The 17301-nt window shown below is 39.6% G+C and carries 17 protein-coding genes and 1 other annotated feature; of the genes, 14 read left to right on the top strand and 3 right to left on the bottom strand.

The features are described 5' to 3' along the window. Nucleotides 1–24: 24 nt before the first annotated feature. From rplA to rplL, 3 genes are all read left to right on the top strand, one after another. Complete coding sequence (gene rplA, locus ORH16_RS09150; RefSeq protein ID WP_265458213.1) at nucleotides 25–714, top strand: 50S ribosomal protein L1; 690 nt, start codon at nucleotides 25–27, stop codon at nucleotides 712–714. Between the two features lie 52 nt (nucleotides 715–766). Further along, nucleotides 767–891 (top strand) — a sequence feature (ribosomal protein L10 leader region). Nucleotides 892–933: 42 nt separating this feature from the next. Next, complete coding sequence (rplJ, locus tag ORH16_RS09155; protein WP_265458215.1) at nucleotides 934–1434, top strand: 50S ribosomal protein L10; 501 nt, start codon at nucleotides 934–936, stop codon at nucleotides 1432–1434. A 65-nt stretch (nucleotides 1435–1499) separates the two neighbouring features. Continuing rightward, entirely contained in the window at nucleotides 1500–1871 is a 372-nt protein-coding gene (gene rplL / locus ORH16_RS09160) for a 50S ribosomal protein L7/L12 (protein ID WP_265458217.1), read from the top strand. 267 nt (nucleotides 1872–2138) lie between these two features. Here the strand turns inward: rplL and ORH16_RS09165 are convergent, their stop codons facing one another. Next, complete coding sequence (locus ORH16_RS09165; protein ID WP_265458219.1) at nucleotides 2139–3323, bottom strand: winged helix DNA-binding domain-containing protein; 1185 nt, start codon at nucleotides 3321–3323, stop codon at nucleotides 2139–2141. 199 nt (nucleotides 3324–3522) lie between these two features. On the opposite strand from ORH16_RS09165, the gene ORH16_RS09170 reads away from it, so the two are divergent. Continuing rightward, a complete protein-coding gene (locus ORH16_RS09170; RefSeq protein WP_265458221.1) occupies nucleotides 3523–5187 on the top strand; it encodes a peptide ABC transporter substrate-binding protein in 1665 nt (554 codons plus the stop codon). Between the two features lie 444 nt (nucleotides 5188–5631). Beyond that, complete coding sequence (locus ORH16_RS09175) at nucleotides 5632–7311, top strand: peptide ABC transporter substrate-binding protein (RefSeq protein WP_265458223.1); 1680 nt, start codon at nucleotides 5632–5634, stop codon at nucleotides 7309–7311. A gap of 199 nt (nucleotides 7312–7510) precedes the next feature. Here ORH16_RS09175 and ORH16_RS09180 read toward each other — a convergent pair whose 3' ends face one another. Further along, nucleotides 7511–7855, bottom strand: a complete 345-nt coding sequence (locus ORH16_RS09180; RefSeq protein ID WP_265458225.1) for a DUF3899 domain-containing protein — start codon at nucleotides 7853–7855, stop codon at nucleotides 7511–7513. Nucleotides 7856–7942: 87 nt separating this feature from the next. On the opposite strand from ORH16_RS09180, the gene opp3b reads away from it, so the two are divergent. The 7 genes from opp3b (at nucleotide 7943) to ORH16_RS09215 (ending at nucleotide 14447) form a co-directional block, all read left to right on the top strand. Next, a complete protein-coding gene (opp3b, locus tag ORH16_RS09185; RefSeq protein ID WP_265458227.1) occupies nucleotides 7943–8884 on the top strand; it encodes an oligopeptide ABC transporter permease in 942 nt (313 codons plus the stop codon). Then, a complete protein-coding gene (locus ORH16_RS09190; protein ID WP_265458229.1) occupies nucleotides 8884–9936 on the top strand; it encodes an ABC transporter permease in 1053 nt (350 codons plus the stop codon). Before opp3b ends, ORH16_RS09190 begins: the two co-directional genes overlap by 1 nt. Next, entirely contained in the window at nucleotides 9933–10985 is a 1053-nt protein-coding gene (locus ORH16_RS09195) for an ABC transporter ATP-binding protein (protein ID WP_265458747.1), read from the top strand. The genes ORH16_RS09190 and ORH16_RS09195 overlap by 4 nt, the downstream gene beginning before the upstream one ends. A gap of 12 nt (nucleotides 10986–10997) precedes the next feature. Beyond that, on the top strand, nucleotides 10998–11951 hold the full coding sequence (locus tag ORH16_RS09200) for an ABC transporter ATP-binding protein (RefSeq protein WP_265458231.1): 954 nt from the start codon (nucleotides 10998–11000) through the stop codon (nucleotides 11949–11951). Between the two features lie 182 nt (nucleotides 11952–12133). Continuing rightward, complete coding sequence (gene nagB, locus ORH16_RS09205) at nucleotides 12134–12835, top strand: glucosamine-6-phosphate deaminase (RefSeq protein WP_265458233.1); 702 nt, start codon at nucleotides 12134–12136, stop codon at nucleotides 12833–12835. A 132-nt stretch (nucleotides 12836–12967) separates the two neighbouring features. Then, complete coding sequence (locus ORH16_RS09210) at nucleotides 12968–13678, top strand: MgtC/SapB family protein (protein ID WP_265458234.1); 711 nt, start codon at nucleotides 12968–12970, stop codon at nucleotides 13676–13678. Nucleotides 13679–13697: 19 nt separating this feature from the next. Continuing rightward, nucleotides 13698–14447, top strand: coding sequence for a tyrosine-protein phosphatase (locus tag ORH16_RS09215; RefSeq protein WP_265458236.1), 750 nt, complete (start codon nucleotides 13698–13700; stop codon nucleotides 14445–14447). A 155-nt stretch (nucleotides 14448–14602) separates the two neighbouring features. On the opposite strand, the gene ORH16_RS09220 is transcribed toward ORH16_RS09215, so the two are convergent. Next, entirely contained in the window at nucleotides 14603–15421 is an 819-nt protein-coding gene (locus ORH16_RS09220; protein ID WP_265458238.1) for a DUF92 domain-containing protein, read from the bottom strand. Between the two features lie 97 nt (nucleotides 15422–15518). On the opposite strand from ORH16_RS09220, the gene ORH16_RS09225 reads away from it, so the two are divergent. After that, nucleotides 15519–16643, top strand: a complete 1125-nt coding sequence (locus ORH16_RS09225; RefSeq protein ID WP_265458240.1) for an AI-2E family transporter — start codon at nucleotides 15519–15521, stop codon at nucleotides 16641–16643. Beyond that, nucleotides 16633–17199, top strand: coding sequence for a glycerol-3-phosphate responsive antiterminator (locus tag ORH16_RS09230; RefSeq protein WP_265458242.1), 567 nt, complete (start codon nucleotides 16633–16635; stop codon nucleotides 17197–17199). Before ORH16_RS09225 ends, ORH16_RS09230 begins: the two co-directional genes overlap by 11 nt. The last annotated feature ends 102 nt before the right edge of the window (nucleotides 17200–17301 follow it).

Raw genomic sequence — 17301 nt, forward strand, 5'->3', positions numbered from 1 at the left:
TATAACCACTAAGGAGGAAACAAAATGGCTAAAAAAAGCAAAAAAATGCAAGAAGCATTAAAATTAGTTGACAAAAATAAAGCATATCCTGTTGCAGAAGCAGTTGCTTTAGCAAAAGAAACCAACATCGCAAAATTCGATGCAACTGTTGAAGTGGCATACCGCTTAAACGTTGACCCTAAACAAGCAGACCAACAAATTCGTGGCGCTGTCGTTTTACCTAACGGAACTGGTAAAACACAAAAAGTTTTAGTTTTCGCTAAAGGCGACAAAGCGAAAGAAGCAGAAGCTGCTGGTGCAGATTATGTCGGCGAAGCTGATATGGTTCAAAAAATTCAAGGTGGCTGGTTCGACTTTGACGTAGTTGTAGCAACTCCTGACATGATGGCAGAAGTTGGTAAATTAGGTCGGGTCTTAGGGCCAAAAGGCTTAATGCCAAACCCTAAAACTGGTACTGTAACAATGGACGTTACAAAAGCTGTTAACGAAGTAAAAGCTGGTAAAGTAACTTACCGTGTTGACCGTGTTGGAAACATTCATGTACCAATCGGTAAAGTATCATTTGACACTGACAAATTAATTGAAAACTTCAACACAATCAACGACGTTTTAATGCGTGCTAAACCAGCCGCAGCGAAAGGTCAATACATCAAAAACATCACAGTAACCACTACCTTTGGTCCTGGTGTTCACGTTGATCAATTTTCATTTTAATTTAAATTAAAGATTGACTTGCTTGCCTTATCTATGGTAAGGTAAGCAAGGTTAATTAATATTAATCGTACCGAAGACAGTAGGTGACGCAAGTCTTAATTTCCTACCGAGGACAATGTTGAGAAATTCAATAGTCCCTCTATGTCTACGGTGGCATAGGGTTATTTTTTTGGTTTCAAAGAAAAACTCTTTCCATCAAAATTCAGGAGGTGAAATACAATGAGTGAAGCAATTATTGCAAAAAAAGCCCAAGAAGTTGAAGAAGTAACTGCGAAATTTGAAGCAGCTGCCTCTGTCGTTTTTGTTGACTATCGTGGTTTAACTGTTGAAGAAGTAACAAACTTGCGTAAACAATTACGTGACAACAACGTTGAAATGAAAGTTATCAAAAATTCAATCTTATCTCGTGCTGCTGAAAAAGCTGGTTTAGATGGTTTAGGTGACGTGTTCACTGGACCAACTGCTGTTGCCTTCAGTAACGAAGATGTGGTTGCACCTGCAAAAATCATGGTTGATTTTGCTAAAGATGCAAAAGCATTGGAAGTAAAAGGTGGCGTAGTTGAAGGAAAAGTTTCTTCAGTTGAAGAAATCACTGCCTTGGCTGCATTACCAAACCGCGAAGGTCTCCTTTCTATGTTGTTATCTGTGCTACAAGCACCAGTTCGCAATGTGGCTTACGCTGTCAAAGCAGTGGCCGAAAAAGAAGACGACGCAGCTTAATGTTAGTTGATTTAGTCGCTTAGTTACTATTAAAATACAAAACCAATATATGGAGGAAATTAAAAATGGCATTGAACATTGAAAACATTGTTGCTGAATTAAAAGAAGCAACTATCATTGAATTAAACGATTTAGTAAAAGCTATTGAAGAAGAATTTGGCGTATCTGCAGCAGCTCCTGTAGCAGTTGCTGGTGCAGCAGGCGGTGCCGCTGCAGCTGAAGAACAAACTGAATTCACTGTTGAATTGACAGCAGTTGGCGATCAAAAAGTTAAAGTTATCAAAGCAGTTCGTGAAGCAACTGGTCTTGGCTTGAAAGAAGCGAAAGAAGTAGTTGACGGCGCTCCTGCAGCAGTTAAAGAAGGCATCAACAAAGAAGAAGCAGAAGCATTAAAAGCTTCTTTAGAAGAAGTTGGCGCAACTGTAACTGTAAAATAATTTTTAAAAATTATTTTAAGACTAGAAACCTTGTTAAGTCAGGGCTTCTAGTCTTTTTTTGTTGCGACAAAAGCAAAATTTTATCAGTAAAATTGCCGAAGGTATTATCAGAATATTTAGTCAAATACCCCTATTTTAAACCTAAAAATCTGTTTTTAAACAATAAAAAATTCTAGTTTCTACTATTATATATGGTGATTATCTGCACTTAGTTTTTTACCTATTTATCAAGTGATTTTGATTCCTGCTAACATGGCGATGTTGCTTCTAATTAAATGATATTTTGCTCAATGTCTGTTGTTTAAATTTTGCATATCTTTCTAATTCCGCTTCGAGCATCTGTTTTGAAACCAAGCCTTCCCGCCAGATAGTCAGTTCAGCCTCAAGTTTTGTTCCTTTGCTGCGGGTTTTCCAAAACCCGATAATCGCCCCTTCAAACAAAATTGCTCCAGGATTTGCAATAGTTTGCCAAATTACTCGTTGATGTGAGCTATTGGCTAAAATAACATGGCGATCTTGGAGACCAAGATAAGGATCGTGTCCTTTTAAAAGATGAAAAGTTCGTTGATTACTGACGGGAGTTGCTAAGGCGGATAAATCTTTCTCCAAGATAAATTGCTTTTTACCGGCAACTGTAACAGGCACAATTTCTGTTACAATTGTATGCCACATTCGTTTGGCCTGCTGAGGTGAACAGCCTAACCAATTGGCAAAGGCTAGCTCATTGGTGGGACCATAGCAATGAAGAAATTTTTTAAGAAGTTGACGGATTGGTGGAGCTTTCAACTCAAGTTCTTCCCCTACCCAATTTTTATAAGAAGTAAAACTAGGTGTCTGTCCATGACGTTTGGCAAAAACGATTTGACCTTGAAAAGCACAGGGCCGCAGTAAAAAAGAAACTGCGGCTCCGCCCATTGTTTGTTTTTGGGGATTGCCGTACATGGAAGGCGCATTCCATAAGCTTTTTTTCTCTTTTGGAAGATAGTCTGCTACCCATTCAGCAATTGTTTGGTCTAAACTCGTTTTACTTTCGATAATCGTTGTATCTAATTGATGGATAACTTTTTGTAATAGCTGCCAGACAAGGTCAAAGTCCATTTGTAAAAAATCTAAAGCCAACTGGATACCCCTGGTATAAATCCACGGCTCATCAACTAAAGGAATTAAGGTTGGTAAAAAGATGCGGCTTTCTGTGGTTGGAAAGACGACCGGTGTTCCGCGGAAACTCCAAGCTTGGACTAGAATTTTTTCTTCCTCCAAAGCTTTTTTCATCTGTGTTTTAGAAAAGGCAGTTGTCCGATTATGGAGGGCCTCTTGCCAAGCATCTGGGGGCGAATTTTGAAAGCCGCAGGCACCGACAAGCTCTGTTAGCTTTTCAGCGGGATAAAATTTATCCAAATTGTGAGAGCGCAGACGGAAATTTCGAATTTCTTCGTAAGTAAACTGTTTCATTGGTAAGCTCCTTTCAAAGTTATTATACAAGCTAAAGGGGTTTCTCCCAAATTTAGTTAATTTTTCTGTTAAATAACAATCAGATGAGAAATTGAAAGGTTATTGATGAATAAAATGTGAAGAAATTCTAAAAAAACTATTGCTAATTTCAGAATTTTCTATTAATATATGAACAATTACAAGATTAGGGGGATAAAGTATGAAAAAAAGCTTGTTTGCAGGATTTTTATTATGTGGGTTAGTCTTAACAGCCTGTGGAGGCGATTCGAACTCCACAGACGGTAGTAGCACTTCAGGCAGCAGCTCTGCTTCGGGAAATGCAGAGCAGGTTTTTAATCTTGCGGTAGTTCAAGAAATGCCGAGTGCCGATTTATCATTGGCGACAGATACAATTAGTTTTGCAGCATTGAACAATGTCTATGAAGGATTGTATCGTCTAGATGCCGATCAAGCACCTTCACCGGCGGGAGCAGCAGAAATGGCCGAAATTAGTGACGATGGTTTAGTTTACACGTTGCAGTTACGAGAAGATGCAACTTGGTCAAATGGTGATCCTTTGACAGCAGATGATTATGTGTATGGTTGGCAAAGAACCGTTGATCCAGCAACAGCGTCTCAATATGCTTATCTCTATTCCTCAGTGGCAAATGCAACTGCTATTACGGAAGATGGCGCAGATGTCTCAACCTTAGGAATTAAAGCTTTAAGTGATTACGAGTTAGAAATTACTTTGGAGGTGGCAACGCCGTACTTTGATTATCTATTAGCGTTTCCATCATTCTTCCCGCAACATGAAGCAACAGTTGAAGAATATGGCACCGAATATGCCCAAACCAGTGATAAAGCAGTTTATAATGGGCCTTTCGTGTTAGCTGATTTTGATGGTCCAGGTACGGATACTGAGTGGACTTATCAAAAGAATGATAATTACTGGGACGCTGACAATGTAGCGTTGGATACAATCAACGTTTCCGTTATCAAAGAATCTTCTACAGCTTTGAATTTATTTAATGATGGACAGTTAAACGATGTGACCTTGACGGGTGAATTAGCTCAGCAAAATGCTGGCGAAGACGCTTATGTAGTTGATAAATCTTCCCGGACGACGTATATCGAAATGAATCAGCGGGAAGCCGATTCTCCTTGGCACAATCAAAATCTGCGGATGGCATTGTCCTATGCCATCGATCGAGAAATGATGGTTCAGCAAGTTTTAGGTAATGGCTCAGTTGCTTCCACCAGTTTGATTCCTTCAGAGATGTCTTATAATCCAGATACTGGTGAAGATTTTGTGGCAGATTCAAAAGCTGATTTAGAATACGATTTGGAGCAAGCTCAAAGCTATTGGGAAGCAGCCAAGTCCGAATTAGGAATTGATTCTTTGAGCTTTGAATTATTAGCAGATGATACAGATTCAACGAAAGCTGTAGCACAATACTTACAGGGAGCTTGGCAGGATGCTTTTGATGGTATGTCTGTAAGCATTGCAACCGTACCCTTCTCAGTGCGGATTGATCGAGCGAATACCGGTGATTTCGAAGTGGTTCTAGGTGGCTGGGGTGCTGATTACTCTGACCCAAGTAGCTTCACTGATTTGTTTGTCACAGACAATACGTACAACCGTGGACATTGGTCAAATTCTGAGTATGATACTTTAGTAACAGAAGCAGCAACTACCAACGCCAATGATCCTGAAGCCCGTTGGCAGAATCTAGTGGATGCTGAAGCGATTATCTCCGGCGAGATGGGTGTTATTCCGGTCTTCCAAAAAGCTGAAGGTCACCTGCGTTCAACAAATGTGAAAAATGTTGTCGTTCACGGAGCTGGCGCTTCTTATGATTACAAATGGGCTTATATAGAATAAGCTAAACAAAGATTGAAAGAGGAAGCTCTGCAGAAGGATAATAAAACTTTCTTCTGCAGAGCTTTTTAGCTATTTCAGGCCCAAAAATTTTGCGTTGATGTAATTTATTTCTTCGACTAAGAAAATTTTGATGAACCACCTATTTTACAAAAATGAAAAAATGGTTATTTTACAATTAGATTAACCTCATAAAGTTGGTGTTGAGCAAAACAAACAGTTTTTTTTGTATGTTATTTAAATATTTTTTTTGTGAAAACGCCTAATCGAAACCTTGTAATATTAGTCGGTTTTTGGAAATGTATAAAAAGTGTGAAAAATTGGCATTATTTTATTGATTTTTTCAGGTTTATTCTATTGCAATTTTAATCGAAATTATTTAAAATCTTAATTAACTTCAGACAGTACTAATTTTTCTGAAAATACAAAATAATGCGAGGTTATCAAATGAAGAAGAGTGTTCTTTTTGGTTTAACTGCAACATGTGCCCTAGTGCTTAGTGCATGTTCAGGTGGGAGTAATGATACTTCAACAAATGACTCCGGTACATCAAGTTCTGGTTCTAGCGATTTAGCTGCAACACAAGAACTAAATTATGTGGAAGGTTCAGCAATTCCAACGGCTGACTTGTCTCTAGCGACAGATGCTACAAGTTTTACTGCACTAAATTCTGTTTATGAAGGTCTTTATCGTGTTAATGCTGATCAAGCAGTTGAACCTGCAGGTGCAGCTGAATTAGCAGAAGTAAGTGAAGATGGTTTAACTTACACGATTCACTTGAATGAAGATGCAGTTTGGTCAAATGGTGACCCAGTAACGGCTGCTGACTATGTTTATGGTTGGCAAAGAACCGTTGATCCAGCAACAGCGTCTCAATATGCTTATCTGTATGCTCCAGTAGCAAATGCTAGTTCAATCATGACAGGTGATGCTGATGTCTCTACTTTAGGAATTGTTGCGGATGGCGATTATGATTTAACGATTACTTTAGATGTGGCAACACCTTACTTTGATTTCTTATTGGCATTCCCATCATTCTTCCCTCAACACGAAGCTACTGTTGAGCAATATGGCGCTGATTATGCCTTAACTAGCGACAATGCTGTTTACAACGGTCCATTTACTTTAACTGATTTCGATGGTCCTGGTACAGATACTGAGTGGTCATACACTAAAAATCCTGACTATTGGGATGCTGACAACGTAACTTTAGATAAAGTCAACGTTAGTGTAGTAACGGAAGTTGCGACTGCGTTGAACTTGTTCCAAGATGATCAAGCCGACTATGTTACATTATCAGGGGAACTAGCTTCTCAAATGTCTTCTGATCCAGAATATGTAACAGTAGCTCAAGGTACAACAGCATATCTAGAAATGAATCAAACTGCAGAGGATTCTGTATGGCGTAATGAAAACCTGCGTAAAGCAATTTCCTATGCAATCGATAGAGATGCTTTTGTAACCAATATCTTAGCTAATGGTTCAATTCCAGCACCGGGTATCGTACCTTCTGGATTAGCAATCGGTCCTGATGGTAATGACTTTACAGAGGATACAGATATGGATGGCTTTGAATATGATCCAGAAAAAGCAGCTGAATATTGGGAAACTGCAAAAGAAGAGTTAGGGATTGATAGCTTAAACTTTGATATCTTGAGTGATGATGGTGATGCTGCTAAGCGTTCCTTGGAATACCTGCAGGGAGCAATTCAAGATGCATTAGATGGCGTAACTGTAACTGTTACTAACGTGCCATTCTCTGTTCGTTTAGATCGTTCAACTAACGGTGAGTTTGATATGGTAGTTTCACTATGGGGTGCTGATTATGCCGATCCATCTAGCTTCTTAGATTTATTTGTGACTGGTAATTCTTATAACCGCGGTCAATGGAGCAATACTGATTATGATGCTTTAATTGAAGCGGCAGCAACAACCAATGCTAATGATCCAGAAGCTCGCTGGCAAAATATGTTAGAAGCAGAAAATATCTTCTCTGAACAATTAGGAGCTATTCCTTTCTACCAACGTTCACTAGCAACAATGCAAAGCTCAAACATGGAAGGTGTCGTTGAACATGCTTCTGGAGTTAAAATTGATTTCAGATGGGCTTACATGACTGCTGAATAATTTGTAATTTAAAGAGTTAAAATTAAATAGTATTCATCGTGTGAAAAATAAGCGTGGCGTATCAGTGAATAGCAGATACGCCACGCTGTTATGATGAAAGAATGGAAAGAAAAACGATGCAAAAATGGGAAACTGTGAAGTTTTGGATTCGTTTTTTTTAATTTATCATGTTAAACCTCTTTACATATGATTAGAAAAGTTATATAAAAGAAACTAGCAAAAAAAACAAAGAGCATAAAAGGAGAATTCCGGTTGTTAAAACCCAGAATAAATAATTCTCTGCTCCAACTTCAGACAATTTTTTAGATGGTAGGTCTCTTTTTTCTTTTCGAGCAAGAGCTTTTCGCATAGAATGTTGGAAAAAATCAAAGAAGCCAGAAGCAAAAACCGCTAAAAAGCCACCGACTATCAAAAAGAACAGCATAAACATAAATAAATAATCTGAAACAGTTCCCCAGGAGAGCTGATCATTGGTGAATGCAATTATGATGCTTAGTACAAGACAGATGGCGGAGACGATTAGTGGTAGACGAAATTTTTTCATAGATTCACTTCATTTCTAATGGATTAGTCGTTGTTTACTTTACCTAATTTTTGTTTGGAAGTCAAAATACTTTAGGAGGCGGAATTTTTGAACAGTTTTGTAAAATATCTCTTGAAACGTATACTGTTTATGGTAATTACTTTGTGGTTGATTGCTACAATCACATTCTTTCTAATGAAATTGTTGCCAGGAACACCGTATACGAACCAAGAACGTTTGAGTCCAGAAGTGATTGCTCAGTTAAATGCGCAAAACGGTTTGGACCAGCCAGTGATCGTCCAATATTGGCTTTATTTAAAAAATCTTGTAACCGGGAATTTTGGGATTTCCTTCCAATTCCAAAACCAACCAGTTGCCAACTTATTATCTGCTAGAATCGGACCTTCTTTACAATTAGGTGCCCAAGCAATTATTTTGGGAACATTTGTTGGTATTATTTTAGGAACCATTTCTGCTATGCGTCAAAATACCTGGATTGATAGCTTAGCAACTTTAGTCGCAATTTTAGGACGTTCAATTCCTAACTTTGTCTTTGCGGTTATTCTGCAATATTTGTTCTCTATTAAATGGCAAATCTTGCCAATCGCAAAATGGGATGGCTTTATTTATACCATCTTACCATCCGTTGCTTTAGCGATGTCGCCATTAGCCGATTCAGCTCGTTTCATCAGAACGGAAATGGTTGAAGTGCTCCATAGTGATTATGTGGAACTGGCACGGGCGAAAGGGTTAAGCCGCTGGCAAGTTGCCTTCCGCCATGGTTTAAGAAATAGTTTGATTCCTTTGCTTACTTTATTAGGGCCACTAGCTGTAGGTTTAATGACCGGGTCTTTGGTTATTGAAAACATCTTTGCTGTGCCTGGTATCGGGGATCAGTTTACTAAATCAATTTTGACAAATGACTACCCAACGATTATGGCCGTGACGATTTTGTATTCGGTGATGTTAGTTACAGTTATCTTAATCGTTGATATCTTATACGGAATTGTCGATCCACGAATTCGCGTATCAGAAGGGAGCAAGAGTTAATGGATTCTTTTAAATTAAATAATATCCCTGAAAAAATCAAAGAAATTCCTGCTTCCAAGTTTGATTTTATTAAGCGAAATTCCGTTGCTGAACGAGAAAGAATCGCTGCTCCATCATTAAACTTTATTCAAGATGCGTGGCGCCGTTTAAGAAAAAATCGGGCTGCTGTGATCTCCATGATTTTACTGGCAATTGTCATCTTGGTTTCGATCATTACTATTTTCTGGTCACCATTTGACCCAACGCAGCAAAATATTGCTTACACAAACTTACCGATTAAAATTCCTGGTATTGATATCAATGGCTTTAATGGTTATTCACAGGTTAGTGGGCAATGGGTTGACCGTTATGCTCAAGCGAATGTTCCTGAAGGTACCTATTACTTATTAGGAACAGATAGTTTAGGTCGTGACTTATTGTCTCGTTTGTTCATGGGTACTCGGGTATCCTTGATTATCGCCTTCTTTGCAGCTTTCTTAGATATTTTCTTTGGGGTAACCTACGGAATTATTTCTGGTTTAGCTGGTGGCCGTGTGGATACCTTTATGCAACGGATTATTGAAATCCTTTCAGGTATTCCTAACTTAGTTGTAATGATTTTGATGTTAGTTGTGTTTGACCCAGGTATTATCTCAATCGTTGCGGCGATGGCGATTACTAACTGGATTTCCATGGCTCGGATTGTGCGCGCCCAAACCTTGAAGCTAAAAGATCAAGAATTTGTTTTAGCTGCTATCACTTTAGGAGAATCCAAATTTAAAATTGCCTTCAAGCATATTTTACCGAATATCTCCAGTGTGATTATTATTCAAATGATGTTTAGTATTCCATCAGCAATTTTCTTCGAAGCCTTCCTGAGTTTCATCGGTTTAGGGGTTTCTGCACCAACTGCTTCATTAGGTACTTTGCTGAATGAAGGATACAAGACTTTCCGTTACTTGCCTAACTTAATGTGGGCACCAGCTTTTGTATTGTCAGTTATTATGATTGCCTTTAATATGTTGGCCGATGGTTTACGTGATGCATTCGATCCGAAGATGAAAGAGGGATAATTTTGAAAAAAGTACTCGAAGTTAAAGACTTAAAAATATCTTTCGATACCTTTGCCGGAAAAGTGCACGCAATTCGTGGTGTTAGCTTTGACTTGTTCGAAGGAGAAACCTTAGCAATTGTTGGTGAGTCAGGAAGTGGGAAGTCCGTTACAACTCGTAGCGTGATGCGCCTTTTATCAGACAATGCCAATATTGACAATGGTCAAATCCTTTTTAAAGGCGAAGATATCGCAAAGAAGACTGAAAAAGAAATGCAAGCAATTCGTGGTAAAGAAATTGCCATGATTTTCCAAGATCCGATGACCTCATTGGATCCAACTATGCCGATTGGCAAACAGGTTGCTGAGTCTTTGATTAAACACAATAAAGTGTCTAAAAAAGAAGGCTTAGAAGCCGCTTTAGAATTATTAAAACTTGTTGGTATTCCCAATGCTGAAAAGCGTTTGAAAAATTATCCCCACCAATTTTCTGGCGGGCAGCGTCAACGGATTGTCATTGCGATTGCCTTGATTTGTTATCCTGAAGTCTTAATCGCTGATGAACCAACGACTGCCTTGGACGTGACGATTCAAGCGCAAATTTTAGAATTGATGAAGGATATTCAAACGAAAATCAATACATCCATCATCTTCATCACCCATGACCTTGGGGTGGTTGCCAATGTTGCCGACCGAGTTGCCGTAATGTACGGTGGTCGAATCGTTGAAGTTGGCACCTCTGAAGAAATTTTTTACAATCCACAACATCCATATACATGGGGTCTGTTAGGCTCGATGCCTTCAATGGATGGTGGCGAAGAACGATTGTACGCAATTCCTGGTTCACCACCAGATTTATTAGATCCACCAACTGGAGATGCCTTCTATCCTCGTAATGAATTTGCTTTAGAGATTGATACCGAAGAAGCTCCACCGTTCTTTGAAGTATCTAGCACGCATAAAGCTGCGACTTGGTTATTGGCACCACAAGCGCCTAAAGTTGAGCCGCCGGTTGAGATTCAACGTCGCTGGAAAATTTTCCAAGAAAAACAAGCGGTTAAACAAGCGTAAAGGGGTGGCAGAATGTCAGATAAAATCTTATTAGATGTAAAAGGTTTAAAACAATATTTCAACGTTGGCCGTCCTGACGAAGTCAAAGCGGTAGATGATATCAGCTTCCACATTTACGAAGGGGAAACCTTTGGACTTGTTGGAGAATCTGGTAGTGGTAAGTCAACAACTGGTCGGACAATCATCCGCTTAAACCAGCGGACTGCCGGCGATATTCTTTTTGATGGTCGTGATGTTGCTTCGTTAAAATCACGAGCAGATTTAACTAAATTCCGCCGTGATGTGCAGATGATTTTTCAAGATCCGTATGCTTCATTAAATCCACGGATGAAGGTCAATGATATCATCGCTGAAGGGATTGATATCAACAATTTAGCAACTTCTAAAGAGGCCCGGGCAGAACGAGTGAATGAATTATTAAAAACAGTTGGTTTGGATCCAAACCACGGTACTCGTTATCCCCATGAGTTTTCCGGCGGTCAGCGCCAACGGATTGGGATTGCTAGAGCTTTAGCAGTTGAGCCACGGTTTATCGTCTGTGATGAACCAATCTCTGCTTTGGATGTGTCGATTCAAGCTCAGGTGGTTAACTTATTACAAGATTTACAAGTGGAACATAATTTAACTTATCTATTTATCGCCCACGATTTATCAATGGTAAAACATATCAGTGACCGAATCGGCGTAATGCACGGCGGTAAATTATTAGAAGTCGGCACCAGTGATGAAATTTACAATCACGGTGTTCACCCTTACACAGAAAGCCTGCTTTCAGCGATTCCTTTACCAGATCCCGATTACGAACGTACTCGTACGCGGATTAAGTATAAAGATGATGTTGAGCATGATGGAAAAGTTCGTTCCTTGCGGGAAATCACGGATGGTCATTATGTCTATGCGAGCGACGATGAAGTGGATTATTACCGCAATAAAATCGAAGAAAAAATTAAAGCCGATAATAACTAATTGTTGACTGAAATTTTTTAAGCAGTTGAGACTTTCGAGTTTCAGCTGCTTTTTTTATTGGACTTTGCCAAATCAAGCTATAGAAGTATTCGTTCAAAAATTACAAAAGCTACATCTTTTACCTTGCTTATTTGCCGGCTTCTGGTTATAATTGGACTATACCAAACAAGAGGTGGATAAAAATGGAAATTATTCGCGTGAAAGATGCTCAGGCAGGCGGAAAAAAAGCTTTTGAATTAATTGAAGCAGCTATCAACGAAGGCGCTGGCGTTTTGGGGTTAGCCACAGGAAGCACACCAGAAACTTTGTATCAAGAAATGATTCACAGCTCTAGAGATTACTCAGAAATAGTTTCAATTAACTTAGATGAATATGTTGGTTTAAGCAGTGAAGATTCGCAAAGCTATCGTCAATTTATGAATCAGCATTTATTTAACGAAAAACCATTTAAAGAAAGTTTTGTACCAAACGGTAAAGCTGAAAATCTGCAAGCTGAATGCACCCGTTACGATCAAATCATTGCAGAACATCCAATTGATTTACAAATTTTAGGGATTGGTCAAAATGGTCATATCGGTTTTAACGAACCGGGAACAGCCTTTGATAGCCAAACTCATCTAGTTGATTTAACGGAATCGACAATTAATGCCAATAAACGTTTCTTTGATAAAGTGGAAGACGTACCAACCCAAGCCTTATCAATGGGAATCGGTTCGATTATGAAGGCTAAAAAAATTATTTTGATGGCCTATGGCGAAAATAAACAGGCTGCGATTAAAGGTATGATTGATGGTGAGGTGACAGAAGCCTTACCAGCGAGCGTTTTACAAAATCATCCTAATGTAGTTGTGATTGTTGATGAGGCTGCAGCAGCAACGCTTTAAATTTTTTAACTAGCTGAATAAATTTTTTAGACTGCGATGAAAGCCAACCAAGCTTTTCTTGCAGTCTTTTTACGACTTTCAGTTTTTCTTTTGCAGGGAAAATGCTATAGTTAAGAAGGAGGCGGTTACTTAATGACAGCAACAGCAGATTTAACAATTGTTGAAATAATTTTTCGTTTGCTTTTAGCAATGGTGATTGGCGGCTCAGTCGGTTATGAGCGACAATATGCCAATCGACCAGCTGGTATGCGCACGCATATCATGGTCTGCATGGGGGCAACGATTATCGCATTAATCCAAGTGGAAATTGCTGCCCAGGCATTAAATGATGCTTTGGCCAATCCAGAATTGTCGGGGGTCATTCGTTCTGATCAGGCCCGCTTGATTGCCCAAGTTGTCAGCGGTATCGGTTTTTTAGGCGCTGGTACGATTATTGTGACCAAACAAAATGTCTTAGGCCTAACCACAGCAGCTTCATTATGGGCTGTCGCCGGTGTCGGGATTGCGGTTGGCATGGGCTATTATGCGATTGCCATCAGTTCTTTTGTGGCAATCATCATTGCGCTGACATTAATTAAACGGATTATCAAAGTGCCAACCCGTAAGAAATTGGAAGTCCGCTACATTCATCGGGAAGAGACCAAGGAATTTATTACCGACTATTTTGATACACACAAAATCGAAATTGAAGATGTCAATTTTACGGTAACGTTTAATGAAGATTACCGCTTGTACACGAACATCTATACGATAGATTTGCCTAGCGGAATGACTTATACAGATGTGATTGAGGATTTATCTATTTATAAAAATATTACTGAATTACGGTTAGTGACAATTTAAAGTAAAAGGAGGAATTTTTGTGGATTTAGCGAATTTTCGTGAACTAGGTGGGTTAAAAAATAAAGAGGGGCAGTTGGTGAGCCACAATCGCCTATTACGCTCTGGCGAATTGTATCAAATTGATGCCGAGGCCAAAAACTTATTAGCTAATCATCAATTAGCGACGATTGTTGACCTGCGGGGAGAAGATGAAATCGCTGGTCATCCGGACGATATTTTTCCAGCCGTTGACTACGTGTGGATTGATATTATGAAGGAGGTTCATAATTCCGGCAGTCTTAATGATTTAACAAAAGTTGGCGATGTCGATGGAGTGGACCAGCATATGTTGGGGATTTATGATAATTTGGCGATGAATGCTGGGGCGCAGGCTGGTTACCAGCGCTATTTCGAAGAGCTGTTGCGAACAGAAGATGGTGCAGTATTGTTCCACTGTTATGCTGGTAAAGATCGAACTGGTGTTGCTGCGGCATTAACTTTAGATTTATTAGATGTTCCGCGGGAGACGATCTACCAAGATTATTTGAAAACCAACGAGCTGAGAAAAGCGCCGAATGAATTGCTTTTTGATGAGATGCGGAAAAAAGGGTTAACGGATGATCAGTTGGCAGGGATGAAGGTTGCCTTAGAAGTGAAGCAAGAATATTTAGAGCGGGTTTATCAGCTATTAGATACAAATTACGGCGGTGTGGCTGGCTACGCCAAAGATGCTTTGAAATTAAGCCAAACAGATTTAGCGGATTTGAAAAAAATGTATTTAGATAAATAAAAAAGTCTGGAGTTGTATGCAGGCTGTCTGGAAGAGTTGATTTTCAACAAGTGAGACAGTCCTGTAATACAGCTTCAGTTTTTTTGCTCTTTATCAATAAAGACTGAAGAATCAAAATTGATTCTTCAGTCCCATAAATTATCGAGCCGTTCTTTTTAGAGTATTGTCAAAAATAGACTGAGGAAGACGGTTAGTAGACCAGTCAGAAAATTAATCATATCGTTATTGGCCCATTGATAGCCTTTGACGAGGTTAGTCGCCTGTTGGTGATGGACTTCTTTTTCAGTGAGCTGTTTGCAAACAACGCAGCGATAAAGAGCCTGAATCGTTGCACCTAAAAAACTGTCAATAACGGAGCCGCTGATGCCAACCAAAAAAGGAATGAGCAGAAATTCCCACGGCGGCAGCTGGAAGCCGTGACTCATACTTAAAAAAAGAAAGAAACTTGCAGCAACTAAAAATGAACCTATGATGGATGCGGCTGTTCCTAGCAAACTGATGGCACCAGATTGTCCATTTAATAATGGTTTTAAAGTTAAAATTGAGCGGGGCGGCTTTGCTGAAAGCATGCCGACTTCTGATGCCCACGTGTCGGCAGTAGCTCCGGCTAGACTGCTGACAAAGGCGATGAGAAAAATAATATCTTTGGTGACAGCATAAAACAGCAACGCAAAAAAAGCTGGCAGTGTATTGGCTAAAACCTGCTGTTGGTCCCGCTGACTGCCTTTTTCAATAATTTGTGATTGTTCATTTTTATGGAAGGCTTGTTTTAAGAATGAAATTATGGCGGAAGTCCCAAAGAGCAAGCCAATCAGAATAATTGCATACCAGGGCCCCATTGCAATCACCAGACTGCCTAAAAGGATGCTGGCAATCATACCTGACAGGGTTAGGAGATTTAATAAATAGGCTAAAAAAGCGATACTGCCGGACAGCAGCAGCCCAATCAGCAATTGATACAAGAAAATGACCATAACAAACACCTCGCAGTTAAATTTTACCATATTTTTCAAAATTAACCCTTTTCAAAATAATCTTTGGTAAAATGAGGAGAGGAAGGGGGAAATTTTTTTGGGAAAAAATTGGAAACAATCTAAATTACTTTATTGGACGATTGAAATCGTTTTAATTATTGTCGGCATTTTTTTCGTATTGCAAATGCCGAATGTCTTCCGACCATTTTTAACGATGCTGTCGGCAATCTTTTTACCGCTTTTAGTCTCGGGTTTCCTCTATTATATGTTGGACCCGCTAGTGTCTAAAATGGCGGCTAAGGGCTTACCACGAATCTTTGGTGCAATTATCTGCTTGGCAATTTTGATTTTATTGCTGGTCTTAGGGGTGATGAATATTATTCCTCAGTTGGCTCATCAAGCAGTTCAGCTATCGCAAAGCTTGCCAACTTATTTGCAGGAAACGGGGCGCTGGTTAGAAAGCATCGCCCGCCATCCAGATTTGCAGGGACTAGATTTAACAAACGAATTGCAATCGGCTAATCTAACCCTCAGTAATTTACTGAATGTGGTCTTGGTCAATGTCACCAACAGTCTGACGACTATTTTTAGTTTTCTGATGCAATTTTTTGTCATTCTGTTCACAGTGCCGTTTATCCTCCTCTTTATGTTTAAAGACGGTGATAAATTTTCCGGTGCTTTAGGCAAGTTTTTTTCGGCCTCGATTCGCAGTGAATTACAGGAAACTGTCAGAGAAATGAATGACACTTTATCGGCGTATATCAGCTCGACGATGATTGATGCGGTAATTATCGGCGTCATGTCCTTTGTGGCGATGACCTTACTAAATCAGCCTTATGCACTTTTATTAGCAGTCGTCTGCGGCGTGACGAATATTATCCCTTATGTGGGACCGTTTATTGGAGCATTGCCGGCGGTGATTGTCGGACTATTTATTTCTCCCTGGCAAGCGTTGTATATCGGCCTTTCCATTTTGGTTATCCAGCAATTGGACGGCAATGTGATTAAGCCGTTATTATTCGGCAAAAATTTAAATATCCATCCATTAACGATTATTTTAGTCTTAATCGCCGCCGGCAGTGTAGCCGGAGTTGTCGGGATGCTAATTTGTATTCCAGTTTACGCTGTAATCAAAACGTTAGTCTTAAATATCCGAAAAATTTGGCAGCTGCGCAATCGCCGCCTCGTCAGTGAAGGTGAGGAGATGTCTGATGAATCGTAAATTATATCAAGCCTTAGAAAATTCACCGATTATCGCTGCTATTAATAACAGCAGCGAACTAACAGCTGCCTTGGCAACTGATGTAGCAGTCGTGTTTGTACTTCATTCTAATTTGATGGAGCTGGCGAAGCTGTCAAAAGCCATTAAAGAAAGCGGAAAATTAGGCTTTTTACACGCTGATTTAGTCAAAGGCTTATCCACCGATGACATGGCGATTGAATACATCAGCCGTCACAGCGGATTTGACGGCATTATTTCGACAAAGCCGGCGATGATACGCTCTGCTAAAAAGCATCAGCTGCTAACTGTTCAGCGCTTCTTTCTTTTAGATTCCACCGCCTTGGCAAATGTTGAACGGCAAATTTCTTTAACCGAGGCTGATTTGGTGGAGGTCTTGCCAAATGTTTCACCCAAAATTATTAAAGGCGTTCAGCAAAAAGCAAAGCGGCCTTTAATCGTTGGTGGGTTAATCAAAGACAAAGAGGATGTTTTTGCCACTTTGGGAGCTGGTGCCTTAGCGATTTCGACAACGAGTCAGCAGGTGTGGAATAGCTGAGTAGCTTCACAAAGAAAACCAAATCTCAAAAGCATGAAAACGCTATTGTAGCTTTTTCTGTGAAATGATATAATAACAATAAGTAAATATCTGCTAGAGAGA

Source organism: Enterococcus sp. HY326 (genome assembly GCF_026157065.1).
In the GTDB taxonomy this organism is placed as follows: domain Bacteria; phylum Bacillota; class Bacilli; order Lactobacillales; family Enterococcaceae; genus HY326.

Coding starts and splice junctions, on each gene's coding strand:
- rplJ (WP_265458215.1), top strand. CDS start 934: ATGAGTGAAGCAATTATTGCAAAAAAAGCCCAAGAAGTTGAAGAAGTA.
- ORH16_RS09170 (WP_265458221.1), top strand. CDS start 3,523: ATGAAAAAAAGCTTGTTTGCAGGATTTTTATTATGTGGGTTAGTCTTA.
- ORH16_RS09190 (WP_265458229.1), top strand. CDS start 8,884: ATGGATTCTTTTAAATTAAATAATATCCCTGAAAAAATCAAAGAAATT.
- ORH16_RS09230 (WP_265458242.1), top strand. CDS start 16,633: ATGAATCGTAAATTATATCAAGCCTTAGAAAATTCACCGATTATCGCT.
- ORH16_RS09200 (WP_265458231.1), top strand. CDS start 10,998: ATGTCAGATAAAATCTTATTAGATGTAAAAGGTTTAAAACAATATTTC.
- rplA (WP_265458213.1), top strand. CDS start 25: ATGGCTAAAAAAAGCAAAAAAATGCAAGAAGCATTAAAATTAGTTGAC.
- nagB (WP_265458233.1), top strand. CDS start 12,134: ATGGAAATTATTCGCGTGAAAGATGCTCAGGCAGGCGGAAAAAAAGCT.
- ORH16_RS09220 (WP_265458238.1), bottom strand. CDS start 15,421: ATGGTCATTTTCTTGTATCAATTGCTGATTGGGCTGCTGCTGTCCGGC.
- rplL (WP_265458217.1), top strand. CDS start 1,500: ATGGCATTGAACATTGAAAACATTGTTGCTGAATTAAAAGAAGCAACT.
- ORH16_RS09180 (WP_265458225.1), bottom strand. CDS start 7,855: ATGAAAAAATTTCGTCTACCACTAATCGTCTCCGCCATCTGTCTTGTA.
- ORH16_RS09165 (WP_265458219.1), bottom strand. CDS start 3,323: ATGAAACAGTTTACTTACGAAGAAATTCGAAATTTCCGTCTGCGCTCT.
- ORH16_RS09210 (WP_265458234.1), top strand. CDS start 12,968: ATGACAGCAACAGCAGATTTAACAATTGTTGAAATAATTTTTCGTTTG.
- ORH16_RS09175 (WP_265458223.1), top strand. CDS start 5,632: ATGAAGAAGAGTGTTCTTTTTGGTTTAACTGCAACATGTGCCCTAGTG.